Origin of the sequence: Cupriavidus taiwanensis, from assembly GCF_900250115.1 — a bacterium.
Classification (GTDB): Bacteria; Pseudomonadota; Gammaproteobacteria; order Burkholderiales; family Burkholderiaceae; genus Cupriavidus; species Cupriavidus taiwanensis_B.
The window spans coordinates 1,517,409-1,537,166 of record NZ_LT984804.1 but is presented as its reverse complement, the minus strand read 5'-3'; the positions used below and the strand labels follow the sequence as shown (position 1 = coordinate 1,537,166).

Annotated in this window: 17 protein-coding genes; 4 read left to right on the top strand and 13 right to left on the bottom strand. The window is 67.8% G+C overall.

Translation table 11 applies throughout. The annotated features are described in order from the left end of the window. Positions 1 to 33 precede the first annotated feature (33 nt). From CBM2586_RS23740 to CBM2586_RS23715, 6 genes are all read right to left on the bottom strand, one after another. Positions 34 to 804, bottom strand: coding sequence for a citryl-CoA lyase (locus CBM2586_RS23740; protein WP_115690199.1), 771 nt, complete (start codon positions 802 to 804; stop codon positions 34 to 36). Beyond that, complete coding sequence (locus tag CBM2586_RS23735; RefSeq protein ID WP_115690197.1) at positions 798 to 2,942, bottom strand: acetate--CoA ligase family protein; 2,145 nt, start codon at positions 2,940 to 2,942, stop codon at positions 798 to 800. Before CBM2586_RS23735 ends, CBM2586_RS23740 begins: the two co-directional genes overlap by 7 nt. Beyond that, positions 2,939 to 3,439 (bottom strand): MaoC family dehydratase, encoded by a 501-nt coding sequence (locus tag CBM2586_RS23730; protein WP_115664291.1) that lies wholly within the window; start codon positions 3,437 to 3,439, stop codon positions 2,939 to 2,941. Before CBM2586_RS23730 ends, CBM2586_RS23735 begins: the two co-directional genes overlap by 4 nt. Before the next feature lie 104 nt (positions 3,440 to 3,543). Next, entirely contained in the window at positions 3,544 to 4,707 is a 1,164-nt protein-coding gene (locus tag CBM2586_RS23725; RefSeq protein ID WP_115690195.1) for an acyl-CoA dehydrogenase family protein, read from the bottom strand. After that, entirely contained in the window at positions 4,700 to 5,449 is a 750-nt protein-coding gene (locus CBM2586_RS23720) for an SDR family NAD(P)-dependent oxidoreductase (protein ID WP_115664293.1), read from the bottom strand. The genes CBM2586_RS23725 and CBM2586_RS23720 overlap by 8 nt, the downstream gene beginning before the upstream one ends. Before the next feature lie 33 nt (positions 5,450 to 5,482). After that, positions 5,483 to 6,223 (bottom strand): IclR family transcriptional regulator, encoded by a 741-nt coding sequence (locus tag CBM2586_RS23715; protein ID WP_172587113.1) that lies wholly within the window; start codon positions 6,221 to 6,223, stop codon positions 5,483 to 5,485. A gap of 361 nt (positions 6,224 to 6,584) precedes the next feature. Between CBM2586_RS23715 and CBM2586_RS23710 the strand changes: the two genes are divergently transcribed. From CBM2586_RS23710 to CBM2586_RS23700, 3 genes are all read left to right on the top strand, one after another. After that, positions 6,585 to 7,646 carry a MaoC family dehydratase gene (locus CBM2586_RS23710; RefSeq protein ID WP_115690191.1) on the top strand — a complete coding sequence of 354 codons (1,062 nt, stop codon included), beginning with the start codon at positions 6,585 to 6,587 and terminating at the stop codon, positions 7,644 to 7,646. A gap of 35 nt (positions 7,647 to 7,681) precedes the next feature. Next, a complete protein-coding gene (locus tag CBM2586_RS23705; protein WP_115690189.1) occupies positions 7,682 to 8,677 on the top strand; it encodes an HpcH/HpaI aldolase/citrate lyase family protein in 996 nt (331 codons plus the stop codon). 77 nt (positions 8,678 to 8,754) lie between these two features. Continuing rightward, positions 8,755 to 9,534, top strand: a complete 780-nt coding sequence (locus CBM2586_RS23700; RefSeq protein ID WP_115690187.1) for a GntR family transcriptional regulator — start codon at positions 8,755 to 8,757, stop codon at positions 9,532 to 9,534. A 94-nt stretch (positions 9,535 to 9,628) separates the two neighbouring features. Here the strand turns inward: CBM2586_RS23700 and CBM2586_RS23695 are convergent, their stop codons facing one another. The 7 genes from CBM2586_RS23695 to CBM2586_RS23665 form a co-directional block, all read right to left on the bottom strand. Next, positions 9,629 to 10,321, bottom strand: a complete 693-nt coding sequence (locus CBM2586_RS23695; RefSeq protein WP_115664298.1) for an aspartate/glutamate racemase family protein — start codon at positions 10,319 to 10,321, stop codon at positions 9,629 to 9,631. Positions 10,322 to 10,795: 474 nt separating this feature from the next. Beyond that, on the bottom strand, positions 10,796 to 11,572 hold the full coding sequence (locus tag CBM2586_RS23690; protein ID WP_115690185.1) for an HpcH/HpaI aldolase family protein: 777 nt from the start codon (positions 11,570 to 11,572) through the stop codon (positions 10,796 to 10,798). Then, positions 11,559 to 12,791, bottom strand: coding sequence for a type III PLP-dependent enzyme (locus CBM2586_RS23685; protein WP_115690183.1), 1,233 nt, complete (start codon positions 12,789 to 12,791; stop codon positions 11,559 to 11,561). Before CBM2586_RS23685 ends, CBM2586_RS23690 begins: the two co-directional genes overlap by 14 nt. Further along, positions 12,788 to 14,629 carry an IucA/IucC family protein gene (locus CBM2586_RS23680; protein WP_115691444.1) on the bottom strand — a complete coding sequence of 614 codons (1,842 nt, stop codon included), beginning with the start codon at positions 14,627 to 14,629 and terminating at the stop codon, positions 12,788 to 12,790. Before CBM2586_RS23680 ends, CBM2586_RS23685 begins: the two co-directional genes overlap by 4 nt. A gap of 61 nt (positions 14,630 to 14,690) precedes the next feature. Continuing rightward, positions 14,691 to 15,866 (bottom strand): MFS transporter, encoded by a 1,176-nt coding sequence (locus CBM2586_RS23675; protein WP_115664301.1) that lies wholly within the window; start codon positions 15,864 to 15,866, stop codon positions 14,691 to 14,693. Next, on the bottom strand, positions 15,863 to 17,680 hold the full coding sequence (locus CBM2586_RS23670; protein ID WP_115690181.1) for an IucA/IucC family protein: 1,818 nt from the start codon (positions 17,678 to 17,680) through the stop codon (positions 15,863 to 15,865). Before CBM2586_RS23670 ends, CBM2586_RS23675 begins: the two co-directional genes overlap by 4 nt. Beyond that, positions 17,677 to 18,882: a siderophore biosynthesis protein gene (locus tag CBM2586_RS23665; protein WP_115690179.1), complete on the bottom strand. Its 1,206-nt coding sequence runs from the start codon at positions 18,880 to 18,882 to the stop codon at positions 17,677 to 17,679. Before CBM2586_RS23665 ends, CBM2586_RS23670 begins: the two co-directional genes overlap by 4 nt. Positions 18,883 to 19,260: 378 nt before the next feature. Between CBM2586_RS23665 and CBM2586_RS23660 the strand changes: the two genes are divergently transcribed. Then, positions 19,261 to 19,746: a helix-turn-helix transcriptional regulator gene (locus CBM2586_RS23660; RefSeq protein WP_231942804.1), complete on the top strand. Its 486-nt coding sequence runs from the start codon at positions 19,261 to 19,263 to the stop codon at positions 19,744 to 19,746. The last annotated feature ends 12 nt before the right edge of the window (positions 19,747 to 19,758 follow it).

Below are 19,758 nucleotides of genomic sequence, written 5' to 3'. Positions count from 1 at the left end.
GGAGACAACACTCGCTCGTGGAAGCCCCTCTCGTTACGGCAGCACGTTGCGCGGATCGTCCTTCAGCACCAGCTGCCAGGCCTCGCGCGCCATCGGCTGGGTCTTTTCCTCGAGCACGTGCGCCAGCAGGCCGGCGGAACGGCCCACTAGTGCCAGGCCGCGGGCGATCAGCGGGTCCAGCCTCATTGCCGCCACGATTGCCCCGATCGCGCCGACTACGTTCATCGGCAGTTTGCGGTTCTGCTCGTTGACCAGCACGTGCACGATGCCTTCCATCAGGCGCCAGTGCAGCCCGTAGTAGCCATGCTGGCGCGACAGTTCGCGCAGCGCCGGCACGCGCGGGTCGCCGTCGACATGGATCGGGTGGCCCACGCCGTAGACCTGCTGGCGGCTCGCCTTGTAGCGCTGGATCAGCGCGCGGGCGGTTGCCAGCACCTGCTCCTCGCTGGCATCGTCGCCCAGTTCGCGCGCGCCTTCGTTGAGCATCTCGGTAGCGTTCTGCATCGGGCCCAGGAACACGCTGCCGGCACCGAGCAGCCCGGTGGCCACCGCGCCCTGCAGCGCTTCGGGCGCGCCGATGTAGGTCAGCCGCGCCGACAGCGAGCTTGGCGTGATGCCGTGGTCGGCCGTGGTCACGAGCAAGGCATTGACCATGACCTTCTCGCGCGGGGTCGGCATGCGCGACAGCGTGGTGAAGAAGATCATGTCGACAAAGTCGAACTTGCCGATGATCTCGGTGGCGAGGTTCAGGCCACGCACCATGATGGTGTCGGTGGTGGTGTAGCCGATGTCAGTCTTTACCATGTCGAAGGCTCCGTGCCCTGGTACGAGAGGACGGCGTCGAGCGCGGTCACTCCCTGGCCTTGCGGGCTGACCGCAAGGGGATTGATTTCAAGTTCCTCGATGCTGCCGGCGTGCTTCGCGACAAAGCCGGACAGCCTGACCAGCGTGTCGACCAGCGCGTCGATATCGAACGGCGGCTGGCCGCGATAGCCCTTGAGCAGTTCGTAGCAGCGCGTCTCGGCGATCATCTGGCGCGCCGATGCCGGCGTCAGCGGCAGCAGCCGGCGGCTCACGTCCTTGAACAGCTCGATGCTGACGCCGCCCAGGCCGAAGGTGCAGACATGGCCGAATACGGGGTCGCGATGGATGCCGACCACGGCTTCGATGAAGGGCCCGGGCAGCATCGGCTCGACCAGCACGCCCTCGATCGCCGACGCGTCGCACGCCCTGGAGCCGTTGGCATGGATCTCTTCATACGCGGTCATGGCCGCGCCGTCCGAGGCAATGCCCAGGCGCACGCCGCCGATATCGGTCTTGTGCGTGATCGCCGCGCTGACGATCTTCATCACGGCCTTGCCGTTGCCGACATTGCGGAAGGCGCGCGCGGCCTCGGTCGCGGAGCGCGCCACCTCGCCGCGCGGCGTGGCGATGCCGGCCGCTTCCAGCAGCGCCTTGGTGCGGGCTTCAGACAGGTTGGCGGTGGCCCGTTCACCCGCGTTCGAGGCGGTGCCCGCCAGCGGCTGCCATTCCCGATCGAAGGTAGCCTTCCACCGGCCATACTCGATCATCCGGCGCACTGCCAGCACGGCATTGCCGACCGCGCGCATCGGCATCAGCCCGCCGTCGATCATCTTGCGCTGGCCCTCTCCGGTACGGTCGCTCATCCACACCGGCACGATCGGCGTGTCTGGCTCCTCGGCCTGCACGCGCACCATGCTGTCGGCCAGCATCGCGGTGGTCTTGCCGTATTCGACCGGGATCGGCACCAGCACCAGGTCGGTGTTCGGATCGCTGGCGGTTGCCTTCAGCGTGGCGTAGCTGACCTCGGTATTGACCAGCACTTCGGCGGTCACATCGACCGGATTGCTGAACGCGGCAAAGCCGGGCAGGGCCTCCTTCAGCGCCGCCAGCGTCCGCGGCGCGAATTCGGACAGCTTTAGCCCGGCCACGCCGACCATGTCGGACGCCAGCGCCGCGGTGCCGCCAGAGAAGCTGTACACCGCCAGCTGCTCGTTGCCGGTGGGCTTGCGCCGCGCCAGCAGCGAGGCCACGTCGATCAGCTCGTCGATGTCGTCCACTTCGATAATGCCGAGCTGGCGGAACACCGCGCTGTTGATCTCGGCCGAGCCGGCGATCGCGGCGGTATGCGATTGCGCCGCCTTGGCGCCGTACTCGGACTTGCCGACCTTGATCGCGACGATGGGCTTGCCGCGGCGCGCCGCGTGCAGCGCGGCCGCCATGAAGCGCGGGCCGTTGCGCACGCCTTCCAGCGTGGTGACGATCACCTCGATGTCCGGGGCGTCGGCCATGTAGTGGATATAGTCGCTGACTTCCAGGTCGGCCTCGTTGCCGCCGGAGCACCACAGGCCCACGCCGACGCCGCGGTCCATCGCCTGGATGAACGAGCGGCCCAGGCCGCCGCCTTGCGTGGCGACGCCGATCGGACCCGGGCGGCGGTCGATGCGCCAGGCCGGCGAGAAGGTCAGCCCCAGCCGCGCATTCATATTGTTCAGGCCCGGGCAGTTGGGCCCGTAGATGCGCATGCCGGTGCTGGCGACGATCGCGCGCATCTCGGCCTCGATGGCGCGGCCGTCTTCGCCGGTCTCGCCAAAGCCGGAGGTGAAGACGATGGCGAACTTCACGCCAAGCTGGCCGCAGTCGCGCAGGGCCTGGATCACCATGTCGGCGCGCACGGCAAGGATGGCCAGGTCCGGCACCTGCTTCAGCTCGCTGACCGACGCGACGCAGGGACGGCCGTGGATTTCGGTACGACCGGGATTGACCAGGTACAGGTCGCCCTTGAATTCGGAGAAGGTGGTGAGGTTCTCGAGCGTGCGGCCGCCGATGCTGTCGGGCTTCTCCGACGCCCCGACCAGCACGATCGAGCGCGGATTGACCAGCCGCGACAGGTCGCTGAACCAGATCTGCTGCGCGCTCATTGCGCGTCTCCGGCGGTGCGGCGCTTGAACAGGCAGGTCGCCGCCATCTCGGCCACCACTTCGCCGCGCTGGTTGATGCCCTTGCGCAGGAACGCGATGATGCCGCGATCCGGGCGGCTGGTGGTCTTCTGCTCGACCACCTCGATCTCCACGCGGATGGTGTCACCGATAAAGGTGGGCTTGGGAAACTTCAGGCGGTTCTCGAGCACGCTGAAGAGCGAGCCTTCGAAGAACTGGTTGGGGATCGAGCGCGAAGTCAGCCCGGCCATGAACGACGCCACCAGCATGCCGTGCGCGATGCGCTGGCCGAAGATGGTGCCCTTGGCGTATTCGGCGTCGACATGCACCTTGTTGAAATCGCCGGTCAGCGCGGCAAAGGCGGCCACGTCGGCCTCGGTGATGGTGCGCGACGAGGTGGTGTAGGTCATGCCCGGCGTCAGGTCTTCCCAGTACAGCGTGGTGTTGGCGATTTGGTCGAGGATGGCGGGTTGGGTCATGGTGTCTCTCGGTGTCCGGTGTCTCTGTGTCTTTTCAGGTTTTCTCCCTCTCCCGTGGACGGGAGCGGGGAGCCTTCTTCAGGCGGTGTCGGTCTTGGCGATGCTCAGGTCAGCGCACTGATCCCCAGGATCTCCCGCCCGATGATCAGCGTCTGGATCTCGGTGGTGCCCTCCGGGATCATGCCGCCGCGCGTGTCGCGGAAGATCCGCTCGATCGGGTAGCCGGTGGCGTAGCCCATGCCGCCATGCACCTGCAGCGCCAGGTTCGAGACCTCGAACGCGGCCTCGGTGGCGTACAGCTTGGCGATCGAGCATTCGGTGCGCGAGGTGCCGTTCTGCATCGAGCGCGCGGCGCGGTAGCCCAGCGAGCGCGCCGCCTGGGTTTTCATGGTCATGTCGACGATATGCTTCTGCACCAGCTGGAACGATCCGATCGGACGGCCGAACTGCTTGCGCTGCAGGGCATAGTCCTGCGACAGGTCGAGCGCGCACTGCGCCGCGCCGACCGCGCCCATGGCCACGTTCAGGCGACCGAAGTTCAGCCCGATCAGGATCTGGCGCAGGCCCTGGCCTTCCTGGCCCAGCAGGTTGGCGGCGGGCACCTCGGCGTTCTCGAAGGTGAAGGCCGCGGTGCCGGTGCTGCGCGTAAACATGGTCTCGACCGGCGTGGCGCTGTACGGCGTGACGTCGCGCTCGACCAGGAACAGCGACAGCTCGCCGTTGCAGGTCTCGCTGAAGGTGCGCGCCACCACGATGCCGAAGTCGGCGAACAGGCCGTTGGTGATCCACAGCTTGCTGCCGTTGAGCACGTAGCGGTCGCCGCGCTTGTCGGCGCGGGTCTTGATTTCGGCGACGTTGGAGCCGACATCGGGTTCCGAGATCGACACGAAGGTCTTGCGCTCGTTGCGCAGCAGCGGGCGCATGAAGCGGTCCTTCTGCTCCTCGGTGCCATACGCATTGATGATGCCGGAGACGATGTTCAGCCCGTTCAGCAGGATGCGCAGCGACAGCCAGCAATAGCCGGCTTCTTCCATCATCACCGCCCAGGTCAGGTAGTCCAGCCCCAGGCCGCCATCCGCCTCGGGCAGATGGCCGCCGAAGTAGCCGAAGTCGGCCAGGCCGGTCAGCACTTCATGCGGAAAGCGCTTGTCCTGCTCGGCCTGGTCGATACGCGGGGCGATGTGCTCCTTCAGGTAGCGGCGGATGTTGTCGCGCAGCAGCCGCTGGTCGGCATCGAGGCCGTCGACGTCAACGTTCGGATCAACCATAGCGGCCTCCGGTCACGAACAGGGTGGTGCCGGTGATATAGCGGGCGTGCTCCGACGCCATGAAGGCGACGGCACCGGCGATATCGCTGGTCTGGCCCGGGAAGGTCACGGCGTTCTTCGCCATCACGTTCTCGAGGATGGTGTCGTAGTTGGGCAGGCTCTTGATGTATTCGGTCTCGATATAGCCCGGCGCGATGGCGTTGACGGTCACGCCCTTGCGCGCCTGCTCCAGCGACAGCGCGCGGGTGAAGCCGATGATGCCGGCCTTGGCGGTGGAGTAGTTGGCCTGGCCCGGGTTGCCGAACAGCGCGCGCGAGCTGATGTTGATGATGCGGCCCCAGCCCTTCTCATGCATATGGGGCAAGGCGGCGCGCACGCAGTGGAAGCTGCCCTTGAGCGTGACGTTCAGCACCAGGTCCCAGTCGGCCTCGTCCATCTTCAGGATGGTGCGGTCCTTGACCAGGCCGGCGTTGTTGACCAGCACGTCGACGCTGCCGAAGGCATCCTTGCCGGCTGCCACCATGTTGCGCACCTGCTCTTCATTGCGCACGTCGCATTGCACGGCAATGGCCTTGCCGCCGCCGGCCTCGATGCCGCGCGCGGTCTCGTTCGCTGCGTCGAGGTCCAGGTCGGTGATGACCACCGCCATGCCTTCGCGGGCCAGCATGCGGGCGGTTTCCGCGCCAATGCCGCGTGCCGAGCCGGTGACGATTGCCACGCGGCCATTCAATCCAAGATCCATCTCTCTGCTCCTGTTGCGTTGCGTTCAGCGGGTTCAGTGTTCGGCCAGCATGGCATCGCGCACTTCGCGCAATGCCGCCAGATAAGGCTGCCGATGTCTTTCGATGCGTTCGGTCGGCCCGGCCAGCGAGATCGCCACCGGGCGCTCCCCCACTTGCGCCGAGACCGCCAGCGCGGTGACGCCGGCCGTGCCCTCGTCATGGGCCTCGTACCAGCCCAGCTCGCGGCCGCGGGCCAGTTGCGCCATCAGTTGCTCGACGTCCACCACCGTATTGGGGGTGACCGCCGGGCGCCGGATGGTGTCGAGGCGGGCGCGTGCGTCTGCCTCCGGCAGCAGGCCCAGCATGGCCTTGCCCAGGGCCGAGGCATGCAGCGCCACGCGCTCGCCCACGTCGAGGATGTAGCGCAGCGGCAGGCGGCTCGGCGCGGTCGCGGCAACGCGCACGGCGAGCGGTTCCAGCAAGCCGAAGAACGCGCTCTCGTTGGTGGCATCGGCCAGGCGCGCCACGGCTTCCTGCGCCATGCGCGTGAGCGGGTCGGTCTCGGCGATCAGGCGCGCGGTTTCCAGCAGCCTGCCGGTGGGATAGAAGCGCCGGGTGCGCGAGGTCCGCATCAGGTAGCCGAGCGAGTGCAGCGTGTGCAGCAGGTCTGAGCAGCTGCTGTCGGCAAGCGACAGCAGCCTGGCCAGGTCCGAATTCGACAGGTCGCGCTTTTCGCGGGCGAATGCCTCGAATACGGCCATGGCTCGGCTGACGGCGGGTACCTTCGCTGGCAAGGTTGTCTCTCCAATATTTCGGATTTATCTACGATATACGGGATAAGTCTACGAATTGCGGGAGAGCGAATCAACGTGTTTTTCGAGGGGGTGTAGGAATTTACGAAATAACGGAGCATATCGGTCAGGCCGCTTCTGTTATGTACGGCCAAAAGCTGATAAGCGGCTGAGACATCACCGAACCGATGGATTTGCGCTGTTTGATGTGAAACCACCGTGCCTGCCGGGTCCTCAGTCCTGGAATATCGGGGGGGGCGATTGACGGAAAGCGCGCCGGTATCGACTATGTCCGGACTTAGTTGATTCATATCTGCATGTCCGGCCGTGGCAGCACGCGGCCGCAGCGCACGAAGGGCAGGAAATGAGCAAGACTCGCAACGGCAACTTTTTCGAAGACTTCCGCGTCGGCATGAAGCTGTGCCACGCCACCCCGCGCACCCTTACTGAAGGGGATCGCAGCCTGTATATCGGCCTGACCGGCAGCCGTGCCGTGCTGGGCACGGCGGAGACCAACGCGCACCGGCTGGGCTTCGAGCGCCGCCCGCTGGAAGACCTGCTGGTGTTCAACACCGCCTTCGGCAAGACCGTGCCGGAGGTCTCGCTCAACGCGGTGGCCAACCTCGGCTATGCCGAGGTACGTTTCCGCGCGCCGGTGTTTCCGGGCGACACGCTGGCCGTCGAGAGCGAGGTGATCGGCCTGAAGGAGAACAGCAGCCGCAAGAGCGGGGTGGTCTATGTCCGCTCCACGGCGCGCAACCAGCATGGCCGCGAGGTGCTGGGCTGGATCCGCTGGGTGATGGTGCACAAGCGCGACCCCGGCGCCGCCTGCGGCGACGCGCTGGTGCCGGCGACGCAGCCGGTGGTGCCGGCCGGGCAACTGGCTTGCGGCGACTACGATGCGCGCATCGCCGACATCTGCTCCCTGACCGGCGTTGCCGACCTGTGGGACGACTACGCCGTGGGCGAGCGCATCCACCACCCGGGCGCGATGACCATCAACGACAGCGACCACAGCATTGCCACGCGCCTTTACCAGAACACTGCCCGCGCCCATTTCGACGGACATGCGATGGCGGCCGGCGGCGGGCGCCGGCTGGTCTATGGCGGGCACATCATCTCGGTGTGCCGGGCGCTGTCGTATGACGGCCTGGAGAATGTGCTGTCGATCCTTGCCATCAACGGCGGCAGCCATGTGAACCCGACCCATGCGGGCGACACCATCGCCTGTGCCACGCAGGTCATCGACAAGATCGACCTGGGCCAGCGCCATGTCGCCGGCCTGCGCCTGCGCACCATCGGCGTAAAGAACGCCGGCACGCAGGCCATTGCCTTTGCGGAGCCGGGGCAGGGCCGGCCGGCGCATCCGCCGGAGGTGGTGCTCGACCTCGACTACACCATCGCCATGCCGAAGCGGCAGCACTAGCCCGCCATTCTTTCCCAAAATTTCCAGGACACCTCATGACCACCAAGACCCACCCACGCGATGCCCTCTTTGCCGGCGAGAAAGCCTTTCCGGTACTGGCCGCCTGCGAGCACTTCGCCGGCAGCGAGAAGCTGATCGGCAAGGCCATGGACCTGCAGGCCGAATACGGCCCGGTCTTCGATATCACCTGCGACTGCGAGGATGGCGCCGCCGCGGGCCAGGAGCGCGAGCATGCCGCCATGGTGGCGCGGATGATCAACGACGGGCGCAACCGTTTCGGCCGCGCCGGCGCGCGCATCCATGACCCGTCGCATCCCGCCTGGCGCCAGGACGTCGACATCATCGTCGGCGAGGCCGGGCGCCGCGTGGCCTATATCACCGTGCCGAAGGCCACCAGCTGTGCCCAGGTCGATGAAGTGATCCGGTATATCGCGGCGGCGGCAGAAAAGGCGGGCGTCAGCGGCGGCGTGCCGGTACATGTGCTGGTAGAAACCCACGGCGCGCTGCGCGACGTGTTCCAGATCGCCGGACTGCCCGGCATCGAGGTGCTGGACTTTGGCCTGATGGATTTCGTCAGCGGCCATCATGGCGCGATCCCGGCGGCCGCCATGCGCAGCCCGGGCCAGTTCGAGCACGCGCTGCTGGCGCGGGCCAAGGCCGACATGGTGGCCGCGGCGCTGGCCAATGGCATCGTGCCCGCGCACAACGTCTGCCTGAACCTGAAGGATGGCGACGTGGTCGCAGCGGATGCCCGGCGCGCGCGCCATGACTTCGGCTTCCTGCGCATGTGGAGCATCTATCCGGCGCAGATCCTGCCGATCGTCAACGCCATGCGGCCCGATTTCGCCGAGGTCGAGGATGCGGCCGGCATCCTGGTGGCGGCGCAGGACGCCGACTGGGGACCGATCCAGTACCAGGACGAGCTTCATGACCGCGCCACGTACCGCTACTTCTGGGAAGTGCTGGAAAAGGCCAAGGTCACCGGCATGACCTTGCCCGCGGAGGCCGACCAGCGCTTTTACGCAAGCTGACACCGCGCGGGCGGGGCAGGCCGGCCATGCCGCGGGCGCTTACAATGCGCGGGCAAGAGACTGGCACTACATCCTCCATGGCCACACCGAAAGCACACCGGACCGGGTTACCCGTCGCGCCCACGCGCTATGCCGAACTGGCCAGCACGCTGGTTCGTGACATCGTCGAGGGCCGCCGCGTGGTCGGCAGCCTGCTGCCGACCGAGCACGACCTGGCCGAGCAGCACGGCGTCAGCCGCCATACCGTGCGCGCATCGCTGCGGATGCTGCAGGACCTGGGCTACATTTCGCGCAAGAAGGCGGTGGGCACTATCGTCGAGAGCGCCGCCCCGGGCGCTGCCTATACCCAGTCGTTCGGCACCGCCGAAGACCTGGTGCGCGTCGCCGCCACCGAGATCCGCGCCATCGAGGCGGTGCGCCAGGTCACGCTGGACCGGCCGCTGGCACGGCGGCTGGAAGCGCCCGTGGGCGGTGCCTGGATCCAGTTGAGCGGCCTGCGCGTGGACGCCTTGCGTGGCAACACGCCGGTCGCGCGCGCGGACATCTACCTGGACGCGTCGCTCGCCGGGCTGGTCGACACCATCCAGCGCCAGCCCCACGTCATGGTCAGCGCCCTGATCGAGCGTGAATGCGCCATCGTCATCAGCGAGATCCGCCAGCTGGTGACGGCAGTGCTGATCGCCTCGCCGCTGGCCGAACAGCTGGTCGTGGCGCCGGACTCGGCGGGCCTGCGCCTGGTCCGCCATTACAAGGACGCCTTCGGCAGGATCCTGGAGATCACCGACACTATTTATCCGGCAGACAGGGTGTCGGTGGCGTTTCAGCTCAAGCGCGGCAAGGCGGGGCTGGCGGGGTAGTTGGGGTGGCCGGAAGCCGGTGTCAGCCTGAAATCCTGCGCTGCAGTCATCGCATGCGGCACGCAGGTCGGTTCGACGCAAAGCCGGAATTTACTCAGGCGAGCGCCAGCGCCACCCCGGCCTGCGCATGGAGCGCAGTGGTATCGAACACCGGCAGCGCCACATCCCCCTGGCCGATCAGCAGCGTGATTTCCGTGCAGCCAAGGATGACGCCCTCGGCGCCCTGCGCCGCGAGCGCGGCGATGATGCGCTGGTAGTCGGCGCGGGCTTCGTCGCGGACGATGCCGTGGCATAGCTCTTCGTAGATGATGGCGTGAACCCGTTCGCGCCCGGCCAGGTCCGGCACCACGACATCGATGCCATGCCGGTCGCGCATCCGTCCGCGGTAGAAGTCCTGCTCCATGGTGAAGCGGGTGCCAAGCAGGCCTACGCGCCGGATGCCGGCCTTGTGCAACGCCCGCGCGGTCGGATCGACGATATGGACGAAGGGGACGGTAAGCGCGGCTTCGATCGCCGGCGCTACCCGATGCATGGTGTTGGTACAGAGCAGCACGAAATCGGCGCCGCCGGCCTCGACCTGTCGCGCGGCTTGCTGCATCAGCCGCCCCAGCTCGTCCCATTGCCCGGCGTGCTGCAAGGCCTTGATCTCTTCGAAGCAGACGGTGGCCATCAGGCTGCGGGCGTTGTGGTGGCCGCCCAGCCGCGCTTTCATGTCCTGGTTGATCAGCCGGTAGTACTCGGCCGAGGACTCCCAGCTCATGCCGCCAATCAGGCCGATGGTCTTCATGTTCCGATACTCCTTGCGCAGTGAGGCCTTTTAGTCTTGCAAAGAGTAGCAGGGCAGGGCGATGGCAGACAGGGACAGTTTCGCTGTATTCGCCCCTGCCAATGCTGGTTCGATTGCCGACAAGGGCAGACGGGGATGGCGACCTCTTCGACCCCCTCCATGAACCGGGGAAACTCCTCGAACCGGCACCATTGCTGATACGCGACCTGCACCGGCACCCGGACGTCGATCGACTCTTCGATGGTTGACATAGCACCTCCTTTCTTCAAAAGGCGGCCGAACCGGTGCATATTCCTGACGGGTGGCGCGGCGCCGGCCCCTGCCGCGGCAACGGCAACGACAGCGGTGCAGAAATCACGCGCAGGGCTGAAAGAACAGCTCGGGAATACCGGACACTGCTGGCACCGCGGCATGCCGATGCCGCCGCACAGGGCGCTGGCGGGAACAGGGGCGGGATGCTGATCGTTCCAGGATTCAGCCTGACGATTCACGCCGGTAGCCCGCCACCAGCTGCTTCATGGCGCGGAAGGCGGTGGCGCGATCGTCTCCCAGCAGGAAGGCGTGCACGCCTTGCTCGCGCCACTGCTCGCATTGCCCGGCCGCGCGCGGAATGGCGCAGAACGGCACGACGCGGGCCTGGCAGGCCTGCGCGATGCGGCGGATCGCGGCCTGCACGGCGGGATGCTGCGCGTCGGCGGGGACGCCCAGGCTTTGCGACAGGTCGATCGCACCCTCCAGCACCATGTCGATGCCGGGCACGGCAACGATTTCTTCGATCGCGTCGACGCCTGCGCGGTCCTCGATCATGGCCACCACCATCAGCTCGCGGTTGGCGCGTTCCATGTACTCGGACAAGCTCAGCGTACCGAAGCCGGTGGTCCGCCCGCCGGCGATGCCGCGCTTGCCGAGCGGGTGGTAGCGCGCGCTGTGGACCGCCAGTTCGGCGGTCGCTCGGCTGCATACGTGCGGCACCACGATGCCCTGCGCGCCGGCATCCAGCACCCGCAGAATGATGTCAGGCGCTGCCCGCGGCACCCGGACCAGGGCCGTGGTGCCCGCGCATTCCGCGGCGCGGATCATGTTCTCGAGCGTCTGCGGGTTCACGCCGACATGCTCGAGGTCAAGGATCACGAAGTCGAAGCCGGCGTAGCCGATCATCTCTGCCATCAGCGGCAACGGCAGCGAGTTGATCAGCCCGAACACATCGCGCCCGGCCGCGAGCGCGGCCTTGAGCCGGTTAGGCTGCAGCATGGGCATTCTCCACCGGCAGGTAGCAGTGGCGGGGGTGCGGGTGGCGCAGGAAGTCGTGGTGCGAGATGTGCCAGGCGTAGGCGCCGGCATACGGGAACACCACCAGGTCGCCGGCGCGCACGCTGTCGACGTAGGCGTCGTGCGCGAGGATGTCCTTGGGCGTGCAAAGTTGCCCGACCACGCTGACGCGCGCCTCGCGCACGCCGGGGCGGGCGAACGGATAGCGCCACGACGCCACCGGCAGCACCCGGAACGGGTGGCTGTGCCCCTGCGCATAGGGCGTGCGGAAGTGGTGCGTGCCGCCGCAGGCCACGGCGAAGGCACGGTCGAAGGCGTGCTTGACGTCGATCACCTCCATGGCGTAGTAGCCGCAGAACGCGGTGATATAGCGCCCGCATTCGAAGCGCACGGTCAGACCGTCGCGCTGCGCCGACAGCGCCGGCAGGCCTTCGGCAAAGCGGGCCCAGTCGAACTGCCGTTCGGGCTCGCGGTAATTGACGCCGATGCCGCCGCCGACGTTGACCTGGTCGAGCATGTCGAGCCCGTATTCTGCGCGCCAGCGCCTGACCTGGTGCAGGTAAGCGTCGAGCAGTCGCAGGTGGGCGGGGGCGTCGAGCTGGTGGGACATCAGGTGGAAATGGAAGCCGCGCAACCGGATTTCAGGGTGCGCGCGCAACCATGCCAGGCACGCGGGCAACTGGTCGCCGGCGATGCCGAACGGCGTGGGCTTGCCGCCCATCATCAGCGTGGTGGCCTGCAGCCCCTCGAGCGCCAGGTTGACGCGCAGCAGCACCGGGGCAACGACGCCGCGCTCGCGGGCGAGCCAGGCCAGGCGTTCCAGCTCATGCAGGCTTTCCACATGCAGCGCCTCGACCCCGAGTTCCAGCGCGCCGGCCAGTTCCGCGTCGGTCTTGCCGGGGCCGCTGAAGATCAGCGGCGCCTCGGCAAAGTGCTCGCGCACCCAGGCCAGCTCGCCGCCCGAGGAAATCTCGAAGCCATGCGCCAGCGGTGCCAGCGTCTGCAGGATCGGCAGGTCGGAGTTGGCCTTGATCGCATAGAACAGCTCGAAGCCCGGCGGCAGGCTGCCCGCGATGCTGGCGGCGTGAGCCCGCAGCGCCTCGAGGTCGTAGACGTAGGCGCTGAGCGGGGCGCCTGCGTCGGCGAGCGCATGGTGCAGGTGGTCGGCGACGTGCGACCAGCGCAGCTCGGGAGCGGTCATTGCCATGCCGCCTCCATGCCGGCAAAGGGGATCGGGTTGGCGACGGGCACGTAGGTCGAGGCGCGGTCGGCGCGCTGGAAGAAGCGGTTGCTGAAATTCGTCTTGGCCGGGAACGGGCGGCCGGCCAGCAGGCCATTAATGCGCTGTGCCGAGGCCGCATTGCCGTGGCGATGCTGGTAGGTATGGAGGTGATGGCGCACCACCGACCACAGCCGCGCGTTCAAGGCCTGCCGGCCGGCACCGAGCTGCGCGATCACTTCGCACAGGTTGTTGACGAACAGGCAATAGGCGACGCGGTTCCAGCCCTGCTCCTCGTCATACCATAGCGACGACCGCGCGCGCTCGCTGATGCCGGCCATGGACGACGCGGGATGGCGCGCAGGCGTCAGCTTGACCCCCTCGAAGTCGCGCAGGAACAGCTGCGCCGGCATGTCCTGGCGCAGGCCCAGCACCACGTTCTGCAGGTGCGGCTCGAAGATGACGCCGTGCGCGAAGAACAGGTGGAACACCGGGTAGATCAACTGCTCCACATAGGCGGAGAACCAGCGCTCGGTCATGGCATTCACCGTGGTCCTTGCCTGCGCGGCGAGCGCCGTGAGCAGGCGCTGCATGCGCGCATCGCCGTAATAGTGGTTGCCGAACAGCGAGCCGGCCAGCAGCGGCACGCAGTCGGGCGCGCGCAGCGTATCGACACTCTGGCGCAGGATCAGGCCGAAGCCTTCGATGACCTGGCGGTTCTGCTCGAGGTCGGCGTGCCCAAGGTCGACCGACAGGAACGCCGGCTCCTCCATCAGCGCCAGGCCCGGGAACGCGCGCGCCAGCTCGGGCAGCAGCGGGCGCAGCACGCGGTTGACATGCATCGCGCTTTCCAGCTCATACCATGCGTTCTTGCGCACGCAGTTGGTGATGCGGATGTTCAGCGACAGCTTGTAGAAGTACGGATTGCCGGGCTGGTACAGGGTCCGGATCGACGAGGTCGGGAAGAAGTCGGCGCCGTGCGACCCCAGGTCCTGAATGCGTCCACTTGCCAGCGCCGCGCGCACCAGCGGATGCTCGCGCAGGTAGCCCGCCTGCCACGGATGGACCGGCACCGCGACGCGGTCGGCGGCGACGGCCGGAGCATTCGCCGCGATCAGCTGGTCGCAGCTGGCATCGAGCAGCGACTGCTGCGCGATGTCGGCGCGCGGCACCGCGAACCACGCCAGCGCAAAGCGCGTGCGCAACTCAGGCGAGTAGCGTAGCAGGTCCTCGTCGGAAAAGCCCTGCCGGCTTTTGGGCGTGGGATGGAAGGGGTGGCCGAAGGTCAGCGATTGTTCGGAATCGATATAGGCGTCGACCGGATCGGCCGGGATCGTAGCGGATACCGGCACCGACAGCACTTCGGTGCTGACGGCGACGCTGTTGCGGATCTGCTCCATCAGCTCGGTGTTGGGCGGCAGTTCATGCTGTTGCGCCATCTCGCGCAACAGCAGCGCGGCCAGCGCTTCCCAGTCGAGCAGCGCCCATGGCTTGTTCTCGGCCTTGTGCAAGACCGGCGACAGGTAGCGGTAGTTGCCGGTCAGCCAGGCCCCGCCGACCACCGCCAGCAAGCGGTCGTGGCTATTCGGCAGCTGCACTTCCAGCACCTGGGCCGGTTCGCGCTGCAAGGTCATGGCGATGGTCGCGGGCCAGTCGTTGTGCCCGGCGGGCGGGCCGACGCGCAACTGGCCGGCAGGGGCCGCGACTTCGCGGCAGTAGCAGTTCAGCAGCGTTTCCTGGCAGCGCCGCGCGGCGGCCACCGCTGCCAGTCCTGCCGGTTCAGCCGGTTCAGCCGGTTCAGCCAACGGGCGGCGGCGCATGCCGGCAGGTTCCATCTTGCTTTGCGTTTGCATTGTCTTGTGACCTCGTTCTCGGGAGGGATCAGAGCGGGCTCATCCGCTGTCGGGCGGTAAGGACCAGGTAGGCGACGGCCGGCGCCAGCAACGCCGCGCCAAGCAGGTAGGGCGCGCGCTGGCCGCCCAGGCTGACCGCCGCGCCGGCGCCAAGCCCGGCCGCGACGCCGCCCCATTTCGAACTGCTTTCGAACCAGCCGAAGGTGCGGCCGGCGTTGCCCGCGTGCACCACGCTGGCGACCAGCGCATGCAGCGCGATAAAGCCGGCCGTCATGGCGATGCCCATCAGCAGCCGCCACGCCACCAGCGCCGGCAGCCCCAGGGACGCGGCCTGCGCCAGCAGCGCGAGCGCCAGCGTGCCGTAGGCGGTGGCAAGCAGCGTCAGCGACGGCGCCAGCCCCAGCCGCCGCGACAGCAGCGGTGCCGCGGCCAGGTACACCAGGTGGGGCAGCCCGAACAGCAGCCCGGCTGCGGCCGTGGAGAGGGCGGGCATGCGGTGCTGCAGGTCCGGGATGAAGTAGGGAAACGTGGCCACGGTGGCAAATACGAACGCGAACTGCAGCACATAGATCTGCCGCGGCGTGGCCGGCGCCGCCGTGGTGGCGCCGCCGGAGCGTGCCGCCGGCCGCCGCGCCGTGCCGGTGGCGTCGCCCGCGGGCAGCCAGGCGATCAGCGCCGCGGCGGCCAGCGGCAGCAGCGCCAGCCAGCGGTACAGCACGAGCGGTGATTCGGCCCCCATCCACAGGCCGAGGCAGGCGGGCGCCGCCACCAGCGCGGCGCGCGCCGACCACTGCATCGCCGTCAGGCTGCGCGTGAGGGTGGTGCCGCTGGCGACCGTGGCCAGGTAGGCGTTGGAGGCCGAGAACGTGCCGCCCAGCACGCCCTGCAGCACCAGCGCCGCCAGGAACGCAGACGAGCTGGTCGCATAGCTGGCGAGCAGGAAGCTTGCCGCCAGCCCCAGTTGCGCGCGCATCAGCAGCGGCTTCTTGCCGAAGCGGTCCGCGAGCCGGCCCCACCATGGCGCCGAGAGCGCCGCCAGCAGCGTTGGTACCACATAGAACGCGCCCGCGAGCCACGGCACGTCGTTGTGCAACGAGCGCTGCAGGATCAGCGCGAAGAACGGCGGCATGCCCAGCGCCGCGAACGCGGCGATGAAATGGCACAGCATGACCACCGCGACAACCTGCCGCGTGCCGGCGCTCATGCGGCCACCCTGAGGAAATTGGGGGCACGCTTGCCATAGAACTTGTTGACGTCGGTGGCGCCGGTCTGGGCCTTAGCCGCCAGCGACGCGGCGGTCAGCAAGTACTTCAGGTGCAGCCGCTCGTCGTCGAGCAGGACCTGGCGCGCATAGGCGGCGTCCTCACCCGCGGCGGCCAGGTCGGCCAGGATGGCCTCGACGTGGCGCCGCACGCCCGCGTAGCCCGCGGCGGGGTCGCTGCCGCGACGCTGCGCCAGGCCTTCCACCAGCGCCGCGATGTTCAGCTGCAGCGTGATGGTGACGAACATCTGCGCCAGCGGCAGCGCCGCGTCGACGCCGATGCGCTGGTCTTCCAGGCCTTCGAGGCGGGCCGCCAGTGCCGGCCAGCGGCGCGCGAGCAGGGTGCGGTCGATGCGCGCGGCATCGTTGTCCTTGAGCATCAGGCGCAGGCCATCGGCGTCGTAGACCAGCATCGAGTTCTGCTGGTTGGATTCCAGCGCCACGCCATAACGCAGCCACAGCGTCAGGTGCAGCTGCAGGGTCAGCGCCAGGTAGGCGTCGAGCCAGGCCTCGAGATCGCCGCCGTGATAGCGGCCGGCGAGTTCCTCGGCCACGCACAGGCCACTGGCGGTTTCAGCCAGCAGGCCCGCCACCGGGACCACCGTCTTGTCCGCCAGTTGCTGCTCGGGATAGCGGCGCAGGATATAGCCCAGGAACGGGCGCTGCTCGACATGGGCGCCGTTGGCTTCGTCGGTCAGCAGCACCTGCCCGTGCAGGGCGGGCTCCTGCCGGACAATGTCGCCAAGCAGGGTCTGGATGCGATGGCCATCGCCGATGGTGCTGGGCTTGATGGTGCGGATGTTCTTGGCGCCCAGCGTGCGGATCGTCAGCGGCAGCTTGATATGCCAGGCGGGAGCGTCGAGCACGACCAGCGAGCGCACCGACAAGGTGGGCGTCACGCGCAGGCAGGCGCGCGGTGCGCGGATGACCTGGCCGTCGAGCCCGGCATCGACGAGGAAGCCATCGAGGTGATGCTGCCAGACGAAGGGATGCACCGGCACCAGCGCATGCGAGCGGGCCAGCGCGGGATCGAGGCCGACTTCGGCGAAATCCGGCCAGTTCGGCGGCAACGCGTCGCCGCTGCCATGATGGAGCTGGCGCGGGACCGCGAGCCAGTTCAGCGCGAAGGCCGGCTGGAACTCGGGCGCGTAGCGGGCCAGGTCGGCGCCGGCAAAGCCCAGCTTGGCGCGCGCGGTGGGGTAGTAGGGATGGTCGAGAAAGCCCGCGACGCGATCGTAGTGCAGCATGCGCTGGTTCCATGCGGGCAACGCGTATCCGCCCGCGCTGTCGGCCTGCGCGAACCAGCGAGCGCGCTCGGCCATCGACACGGTGCGATGCGCGGCCGCGGCACGGCATTCGTCGCCGTAGGCGGTGAACAGGCGCGCGTCTTCGTCGGGCAGCCCGTCCGCAAAGGCGGCCAGGATGGTGTCGATCTCATGCAGCGGGGCGAACGCGCCGTCCGCCTGGTGCAGCACGGGCAGGCGGGTCAGGCGCCATTCCTGCATGTAGCGCGTGGGTGTTACCGGGACCCACAGCGTGCCGGCGCCAAGGCGCGGCAGGCGCAGCCACTGCTGGCCGGCGTCGAAACCATGCGCGGCGCCCGGTACCGCGCCAGCGCCATACAACTCGCCGCGGCTGACGCAGGCGCGCACGTCCTCGCGCAGCAGGGTGTCGACGACGCGAACGCAGATGTAATCCACATCGGCGTCGGTAGCATGGGCGGACCGGGACGGTTGGTCGGGCATGCGGGCGCTCATTGCGCGATCTCCCAGGCCAGCTTGCTGCTGGCCAGTTCGACCGCCGCGGCAAGGCCCGCGCTGTCGGGGCCGCAGCCGCGCAGCACGCCCAGGTAATCCTTGTTGGAATTGGTCAGCTGGATCGCCTCTCCCACCTTGCGCAGCGGCTGGTAGGTCAGCCGGACCCCGTCGCCTTCATGCTGGCTGTGTGCCGGCGCGTGGCGCAGCGTGCCTTCGGCCTGCGCGGTGAAATAGCGAATCCACGCCGCGCGCCGCGGCACCTCGAGCGCTGGCAGCGCCTCGCCCAGGTGCAGGCGCAGGATCTGCTCGAACAGCGGGAACTGCAGCGTGTCGGACAGCAGGAACTCGCGGTAGTCGCCGATGCTGCGGTAGTTGATCTCGATCAGGCGCGGGCCGTTCGCGGTCAGGACGTATTCGGTATGGCAGGCGCCGAAACCGATGCCGAAGCGGCGGATGGTGTCCAGCACTTCGGCTTCGACCGAGGCGGGCAGGCCGGTGCCCCATACCGCTTCCAGCTCAACGAAGTACGGCGGCGGCGACAGGGTCACGCGGAAGCCGCCCAGCGCGCGCAGCGCCTTGCCATCGCCCAGCGTTTCGAGCGTATACAGCGGGCCCTCCAGGTATTCTTCCAGCAGCAATGCCTGACCCGGGTGCCGGGCCCAGATCGCGCCGCAATGCTCGGCCAGCTCGGCGCGGCTGCGCGCCAGGCTGACCTGCTGGCTGGCCACGCCTTCGCGCGGCTTGACGATGCACGGCATCGGCACATCGGCAAGCGCGGCCAGGCCGGCGCGGTCGCAAACCACTGCGTGCCAGAGCGTGTCGATGCCCGACTCTGCCAGGCGTCGCCGCATCTCTGCCTTGTTCTTGGCGGCGTAGGCGGTGCGCCAGTCCTTGCCCGGCAGGCCAAAGTACGCCGATGCGATGGCAGTGGCCGCCTGCAGGTGATCGCTGTTGGAAAACACGGCCGCGGGCTTGCCGCCGCGGCGGGTGAGGGCGTCGATCACCGCCAGCGGGTTGAAGACATCGCACGGGACGATGTCTTGCGGGTAGGCGGGCAGGCCGGTGCCGGCAAAGTGGGCGCGATGGGCATCGGCACAATCCGTCAACAAGACGACGGAGCGCCCGAGCGCGCGCGCCGCCGGCAGGAAGCCGTCGTTGACGGCGGGGGTCGGTACGTGAGCGAGTATGAAAATCTCTTGCATGAGTCGGGCCTCGGATCGATGTGCGGGGAAGCGCAGTAAGCAATGCATGGGATGGGAAGCAGTCGAATCATGCTAATGCGACGCATTCTCATACGCGACGCCATGAAGGCCTGTCACCGGCATTTGCCGCGCCCACTCGGGCCCTTTGTTCCGTATCTGAGTGGAATATAAAGCACATAGCAGGGCCCGGGACATGTGTCCGGCAGAGGGTTTTGTGCTATATGGAGCACGTATGGAGGCGGCTTGTCCGCTTACGGGGCTTGGCCTGTTATTGAGAATCAGTTACATTACGCGTCCGCCGTGATGCTCGTTTTTCCCCGGCCGGCTCGCCATGGGCTGGCCCGAGACCGAACGCCTATGCCTCCAAAGTTCCTGCTCATGCTTGCCATCTTCCCGCTTTATCAGGCATGGGACCTGTACCAGCTTGTCAGCAGCGGGCCGTCGTTTCACCTCTATGCCGAAACAGCGGCGACGATTGCGTTCCTGGTGATCCTCGGCATCGTGATCAGTGAGCGCCGGCGTGCCTCGCACGCGTTCGAAACGCTCAAGCATTCGGCCGATGCCGCAGCGCGCGCGGCGGCTGAACGCGACGCTGCCGCACAACGGTCCACGCGCGATTTCCTGCAGTCGATGCAGGAGCAGTTCGAGCGCTGGGGCCTGACCCCGGCCGAAAGGGACGTCGCGTTACTGCTGGTCAAGGGCCTGTCTCTGGAAGAAATCGCGGGCGTGCGCGAGACCGGAGCGAAGACCGTGCGGCAGCACGCCGCCAATCTCTATGCCAAAGCCAAGGTCAGCGGGCGTCATCAGCTGGCGGCATTCTTCTTCGAAGACCTGCTGGCGCCGCGTCCTGACAGCGGAGCGTAGGTCGACCATGCC

Coding starts and splice junctions, on each gene's coding strand:
- CBM2586_RS23735 (WP_115690197.1), bottom strand. CDS start 2,942: ATGAGCGCGCAGCAGATCTGGTTCAGCGACCTGTCGCGGCTGGTCAAT.
- CBM2586_RS23695 (WP_115664298.1), bottom strand. CDS start 10,321: ATGAAGACCATCGGCCTGATTGGCGGCATGAGCTGGGAGTCCTCGGCC.
- CBM2586_RS23740 (WP_115690199.1), bottom strand. CDS start 804: ATGGTAAAGACTGACATCGGCTACACCACCACCGACACCATCATGGTG.
- CBM2586_RS23675 (WP_115664301.1), bottom strand. CDS start 15,866: ATGAGCGCCGGCACGCGGCAGGTTGTCGCGGTGGTCATGCTGTGCCAT.
- CBM2586_RS23660 (WP_231942804.1), top strand. CDS start 19,261: ATGCTTGCCATCTTCCCGCTTTATCAGGCATGGGACCTGTACCAGCTT.
- CBM2586_RS23720 (WP_115664293.1), bottom strand. CDS start 5,449: ATGGATCTTGGATTGAATGGCCGCGTGGCAATCGTCACCGGCTCGGCA.
- CBM2586_RS23710 (WP_115690191.1), top strand. CDS start 6,585: ATGAGCAAGACTCGCAACGGCAACTTTTTCGAAGACTTCCGCGTCGGC.
- CBM2586_RS23690 (WP_115690185.1), bottom strand. CDS start 11,572: ATGCTGCAGCCTAACCGGCTCAAGGCCGCGCTCGCGGCCGGGCGCGAT.
- CBM2586_RS23685 (WP_115690183.1), bottom strand. CDS start 12,791: ATGACCGCTCCCGAGCTGCGCTGGTCGCACGTCGCCGACCACCTGCAC.
- CBM2586_RS23700 (WP_115690187.1), top strand. CDS start 8,755: ATGGCCACACCGAAAGCACACCGGACCGGGTTACCCGTCGCGCCCACG.
- CBM2586_RS23705 (WP_115690189.1), top strand. CDS start 7,682: ATGACCACCAAGACCCACCCACGCGATGCCCTCTTTGCCGGCGAGAAA.
- CBM2586_RS23680 (WP_115691444.1), bottom strand. CDS start 14,629: ATGCGCCGCCGCCCGTTGGCTGAACCGGCTGAACCGGCTGAACCGGCA.
- CBM2586_RS23730 (WP_115664291.1), bottom strand. CDS start 3,439: ATGACCCAACCCGCCATCCTCGACCAAATCGCCAACACCACGCTGTAC.
- CBM2586_RS23725 (WP_115690195.1), bottom strand. CDS start 4,707: ATGGTTGATCCGAACGTTGACGTCGACGGCCTCGATGCCGACCAGCGG.
- CBM2586_RS23670 (WP_115690181.1), bottom strand. CDS start 17,680: ATGAGCGCCCGCATGCCCGACCAACCGTCCCGGTCCGCCCATGCTACC.
- CBM2586_RS23665 (WP_115690179.1), bottom strand. CDS start 18,882: ATGCAAGAGATTTTCATACTCGCTCACGTACCGACCCCCGCCGTCAAC.